The sequence below is a fragment of the Streptomyces incanus genome (assembly GCF_042656345.1).
Classification (GTDB): domain Bacteria; phylum Actinomycetota; class Actinomycetes; order Streptomycetales; family Streptomycetaceae; genus Streptomyces; species Streptomyces incanus.
In genome coordinates this window covers 1-6,080 of the sequence record NZ_JBHSPC010000004.1, presented here as the reverse complement: position 1 = coordinate 6,080, position 6,080 = coordinate 1, and the positions used below count along the sequence as shown (strand labels likewise).

At 73.4% G+C, this 6,080-nt stretch carries 1 protein-coding gene; it reads left to right on the top strand.

The window, feature by feature from the left end:
* The coding region (locus ACFP2V_RS00985) for an amino acid adenylation domain-containing protein (protein WP_381204355.1) at window positions 1–6,080 on the top strand (6,080 nt) is incomplete at both ends.

The window sequence follows — 6,080 nt, the reverse complement described above, 5'->3', positions numbered from 1 at the left end:
GTGTACGTGCTGGACGCGGCGTTGCGTCCGGTCGCCCCGGGTGTGGCGGGAGAGCTCTATCTCGCCGGCGAGCAGCTGGCCCGCGGCTACCTGGGCCGTCCCGCGCTGACCGCGGAACGGTTCACCGCCTGCCCCTACGGCGGCCCGGGCAGCCGCATGTACCGCACCGGCGACCTGGTGCGGTCCTCCGAGGACGGGACGCTGGAGTACCTGGGCCGCGCCGACGACCAGGTGAAGCTGCGCGGCTTCCGGATCGAGCTCGGCGAGATCGAGACCGCGCTCACGGACTGCGCGGGTGTCGGCCGGGCCGTCGTCCTGGTCCGTGAGGACCGCCCCGGCGACAAGCGGCTCGTCGCCTACATCGTCCCCCGTGACGTCCAGGGCCCGCCGGTCGAGCCCCGAGCGCTGCGCGAGCAACTGGCCGCCACACTCCCCGAGTACATGGTGCCGGCGTCCTTCGCCGTGCTCCGCGAACTCCCGCTCACCGCCAACGGCAAGCTGGACCGCAAGGCCCTGCCCGCGCCCGAGGAGGCGGCCGGCGGCATGGGCCGCGCCCCGCGCACCCCGCAGGAGGAGATCCTCTGCGGCTTGTTCGCCGAGATCCTCGGCCGCCCGTCCGTCGGGGTGGACGACAGCTTCTTCGACCTCGGCGGCCACTCCCTCCAGGCCACCCGCCTGGTCAGCCGCGTGCGGTCCGCGTTCGACGCGGAGCTGCCGCTGCGCAGCCTCTTCGAGTCGGCCACCCCGGCCGGACTCGCCGCCCTCCTCCAGCGGTCCGCGGACGGCCGTCCGGCCCTGGAGTCCCGGCCGCGGCCGACCGAGGTCCCGCTCTCCTTCGCCCAGCGGCGCCTGTGGTTCCTCGGCCGCTTCGACACCACCGGTGCCGGCTACAACATCCCGCTCGTGCTGCAGCTCGACGGCGACCTCGAGCGGCAGGCCCTGAGTGAGGCGCTGGCCGACGTCGTCGCCCGGCACGAGAGCCTGCGGACCGTCTTCGCCGAGACCGACGGCCGCCCGCACCAGGTCGTCCTGCCCCCGTCCCCGGCCGCTCCGCTCCTTCCGGTCGCCGCCACCGACGACGACCTCGACGGCCGGCTCGCCGGCGCCGCCTCCCTTCCGTTCGACCTGGCGGCCGAGACCCCGCTGCGGGCCACCCTCTTCGCCCTCGACGAGCGGCGGCACGTCCTGCTGCTCCTGCTGCACCACATCGCGGGCGACGGCTGGTCGCTCGCGCCCCTCGCCCGCGACCTGTCGGTCGCCTACGCCGCCCGCAGGGCCGGCGAGGCCCCCGCGTGGGAGCCGCTGCCGGTGCAGTACGCCGACTACAGCCTCTGGCAGCACGAGCTCTTCGGCGACGAGGACGACCAGGACAGCGTCGGAGCACGGCAGATCGCCCACTGGAAGCAGGTCCTGGCCGGCCTGCCGGAGGAGCTGGCGCTGCCCGTCGACCGTCCGCGCCCGGCGCAGGCGAGCCTGCGGGGCGACGTCGTCGCCTTCTCGCTCACGCCGAAGCTGCACCGGGGGCTCGTCCAGCTGTCCCGCGACAGCCGCTGCAGTCTCTTCATGGTCCTCCAGGCGGGCCTCGCGGCCCTGCTCGACCGGCTCGGCTGCGGCGAGGACATACCCATCGGCACCGCCGTCGCGGGCCGCACGGACGAAGCCCTCGACGACCTCGTCGGCTGCTTCGTCAACAACCTGGTGCTGCGCACCGACACCTCCGGCAACCCGACCTTCCGGGAGCTGCTGAGCCGGGTCCGCGAGACGGACCTCACCGCCTACGCCCACCAGGACGTCTCCTTCGACCGGCTCGTGGAGGTCCTCAACCCGGGACGTTCCCTCGCCCGGCACCCGCTGTTCCAGGTGATGCTCACGCTGCAGAACACCGAGCGGGCCACCCTGGAGCTTCCCGGCCTGAGCGTCGAACCCCGTGCGGTGCAGACCCACTCGGCCCGCTTCGACCTCGCGCTGGAGCTGGGTGAGAAGCGCGGCGCCGGCGGCAGCCACGACGGACTCGACGGCATCGTCGAGTACAGCACCGACCTCTTCGACCGGAGCACGGTCGAGAAGCTCACCACCCGCTTCGTCCGGCTGCTGGAGGCCGTGGCCGCGGACGCGGACCGCGCCATCGGCCGGATCGACGTCCTCGGCCCCGTCGAGCGGCACGAACTCCTCGTACGCCGCAACGACACCGGTCACGAGGTGCCCGCCACCACCCTGAACGGTCTCCTGGCCGAGCAGGCGGCCCGCACCCCGGACGCGCCGGCCCTCGTCTTCGAGGACACCACCCTCACCTACGCCGCACTCGACGCCCGCGCCAACCGCCTCGCCCGCCTCCTCGTCGCCGAGGGGGCCGGTCCGGAGCGGACCGTGGCCGTGGCGGTGCCGCGCTCCCCCGAGCTCGTCGTCGCGCTGCTCGCCGTCCTCAAGGCCGGCGCCGCCTACCTGCCCGTCGACCCGGACTACCCGGCCGACCGCATCGGGCATCTGCTCACCGAGGCGAGACCCGCCCTGCTGCTCACGGTCGCGGCGGCCGGGCTCCCGGAGCTCCCGGACCTCCCCACCCGCCGACTGGCACTGGACGAGACGGCACTGACCGCCGGACTCGAGGCGCTCGACGCCTCACCGCTGCCGGACACCGCCCGGCCCGACAACCCGGCCTACGTCATCTACACCTCCGGTTCCACCGGCCGCCCCAAGGGTGTGCCCGTGCCGCACCGCGGCATCGTCAACCGGTTGCTGTGGATGCAGGACCGTTACGGGTTGCGCGCCGACGACCGGGTGCTCCAGAAGACACCGTCCGGCTTCGACGTGTCGGTGTGGGAGTTCTTCTGGCCGCTGATCACCGGCGCCACCCTGGTTCTGGCCCGTCCCGAGGGCCACCGGGACCCGGTCTACCTGGCCGGCCTGATCCGCGCCGAACGTGTCACCACGCTGCACTTCGTGCCGTCCATGCTCCAGGCTTTCCTCGCCGAGCCGGCCGCGGCCGGCTGCGGTGAGTCCCTTCGCCGGGTGATCTGCAGCGGCGAGGCCCTCACCGGCGACCAGCGCTCCCGCTTCTTCGAACTGTTCGACGCCGAGCTGCACAACCTCTACGGCCCGACCGAGGCATCCGTCGACGTCACCCACTGGACCTGCGAGCCCTCCGAGGGGGCGCGCTCCGTCCCGATCGGCCACCCGGTGTGGAACACCCGGGTGTACGTGCTGGACGCGGCGCTGCGTCCGGTCGCCCCGGGTGTGGCGGGAGAGCTCTACCTCGCCGGCGAGCAGCTGGCCCGCGGCTACCTGGGCCGTGCGGCGCTGACCGCGGAACGGTTCACCGCCTGCCCCTATGGTGAAGCGGGCAGCCGCATGTACCGCACCGGCGACCTCGTGCGCTGGGACTCCGACGGGGCCCTGGAATACCTGGGCCGCGCCGACGACCAGGTCAAGCTGCGCGGCTTCCGGATCGAACTCGGCGAGATCGAGTCGGTGCTGGTCTCCCACCCGGCGGTCGCCCAGGCGGCCGTCCTGGTCCGCGAGGACCGGCCCGGCGACAAGCGGCTCGTCGCCTACACCGTCCCCGACGCCACCCCCGCACCGGACACGAACACTGCCCCGGAGGCGGACAGCGGCACACTGCGCAGGCATCTGGCGGCCGCGCTGCCCGAGTACATGGTGCCGTCGGCCTTCGTCACCCTCGACGCCCTGCCGCTCACCCCCAACGGCAAGCTGGACCGCAAGGCCCTGCCCGCGCCCGAGGTACAGAGCGGGGAGCCCGGCCGTGCTCCGGCCACCGCGCAGGAGGCACTGCTGTGCCGGCTGTTCGGGGAGATCCTCGGACTCGACGCCCCGGCCGGGGCCGACGACAGCTTCTTCGAGCTGGGCGGCCACTCCCTGCTGGGTACCCGTCTGATCAGCCGGATCCGTACCGAGGCCGAGGTCGAACTGCCCGTCCGGTCCCTGTTCGAGACGCCCACCCCGGCGGGGCTCGCCCCCCTGCTCGGCGGTGCCCGACCGGCCCGCCGGGCCCTGTCCCGCGGTCCGCGCCCCGAGCACCTGCCCGTCTCGTACGCGCAGCAGCGGCTGTGGTTCCTCAGCCGGCTGGACGGCGCGGAGGCCGCCACGTACAACCTGCCGGTCGCGGTGCGGCTCACCGGTGCGCTCGACCCTGCCGCGCTGGGTGCGGCCCTGCACGACGTGGCCGGCCGCCACGAGGCGCTGCGCACCGTCTTCCGAGAGGTCGACGGCAGCCCGGTCCAGGTCGTCCTGGACGGGGCGGCACCCCGGCTGGACATCCTCGAGGTCCGCGAGAAGGAGCTGCGGCCGGCGCTCGACGCGTCCGCGGCACGCGGCTTCGACATCTCCACCGATCTGCCGTTGCGGGCGACGCTGTTCCGGGTCGGCGAGCGGGAGCACGTGCTGCTGCTCGTGCTGCACCACATCGCCGCCGACGGATGGTCCATGGGTCCGCTGGCGCGTGACCTGTCGGCCGCCTACGCGGCGCGGTGCCGCGGCGAGGCGCCGGCCTGGAACGAGCTGCCGGTGCAGTACGCGGACTACGCGTTGTGGCAGCGGGAGGTCCTCGGCAGCGAGGACGACCCGGACAGTGTGCTCTCCGGCCAGCTGGAGTTCTGGCGCCGGGCACTGGCCGGTGTGCCCGAGGAGCTGTCCCTGCCGGTGGACCGGCCGCGCCCGGCACACGCCTCCTACCGCGGCGACGTGGTCCCCTTCGCCCTGGACGCCGAGGTGCACGCGGGACTGGCCGCGCTGGCGCGGGAGTCCGGCGCCAGCCTGTTCATGGTCTTGCAGGCCGCCGTCGCGGTCTGGCTGGGCAAGCTCGGCGCCGGCACGGACGTGCCACTGGGCACCCCCGTCGCCGGACGCACCGACAGCGCCCTGGACGACCTGGTCGGCTTCTTCGTCAACACCCTGGTACTGCGCACCGACGTGTCGGGCGACCCCACCTTCCGTGACCTGCTGGGCCGGGTACGGGAGACCGACCTGGAGGCCTACGCGCACCAGGACATCCCCTTCGAGCGCCTCGTCGACCTGGTGAGTTCGGAACGCTCGCTCTCCCGCCACCCCCTCTTCCAGGTCATGCTCACCCTGCAGAACGCGGGTGGCGGCGACCTCGAGCTGCCCGGTCTGACCGTACGGAACGAGGACGCCGACACGGGCGCCGCCAAGTTCGACCTCTCCCTGACCTTCGGTGAGCGGTCGGCCGGGGACGGTTCCCCGGCCGGGCTGGACGGGTTCGTCGACTTCGCCCTGGACCTGTTCGACCGGGCCACGATCGAGGCTCTCATCGGCCGGCTGGAGCGGGTGCTCCGAACCGTCGTGGCCGACCCCGACGCCCGGGTCGCCACCCTGGACGTCCTGTCCGCCGACGAACGACACGACATCCTGACCACCTGGAACGACACCACCACCCCGGTCCTCACCGGCACCCTGCCCGAACTGTTCCAGGCCCAGGTGGCCCGCACCCCCGCCCACACCGCCCTGGCCGACACGGGCGGCGAGACCCTCACCTACGACGAGCTCAACCAGCGCGCCAACCGCCTCGCCCGCCACCTGATCGGCCACGGCGCCGGACCCGAGCGCATCGTCGCCCTGGTGCTGCCCCGCTCCGTGGAACTCCTCGTCGCGGAACTGGCCGTCCTCAAGACCGGCGCCGCGTTCCTGCCCATCGACCCGGCCCACCCGGCCGAGCGCATCGCCTACACCCTCGACGACGCCCGCCCCGTCCTCGTCCTCACCCGCGACCTGTCCCCACTCCCGCACACGACCACCGGCACACGCACCATCCTGCACCTCGGAGATCTCCCACTCGGCGACCACGCGCTCCACGACAACGCCGCCACCGACCTCACGGACGCGGACCGCCTGTCGCCGCTGAAGGTGTCTCACCCGGCGTACGTGATCTACACGTCGGGTTCGACCGGACGCCCCAAGGGTGTCGTCGTCTCCCACACCGGCGTCGGCAACCTCGCCTCCGCCCAGATCGAACGCTTCGCCGTCACGGGCGACAGCCGCGTCCTGCAATTCGCCTCACCCAGCTTCGACGCCTCCGTATCCGAGGTCTTCTCCACCTGGCTCTCCGG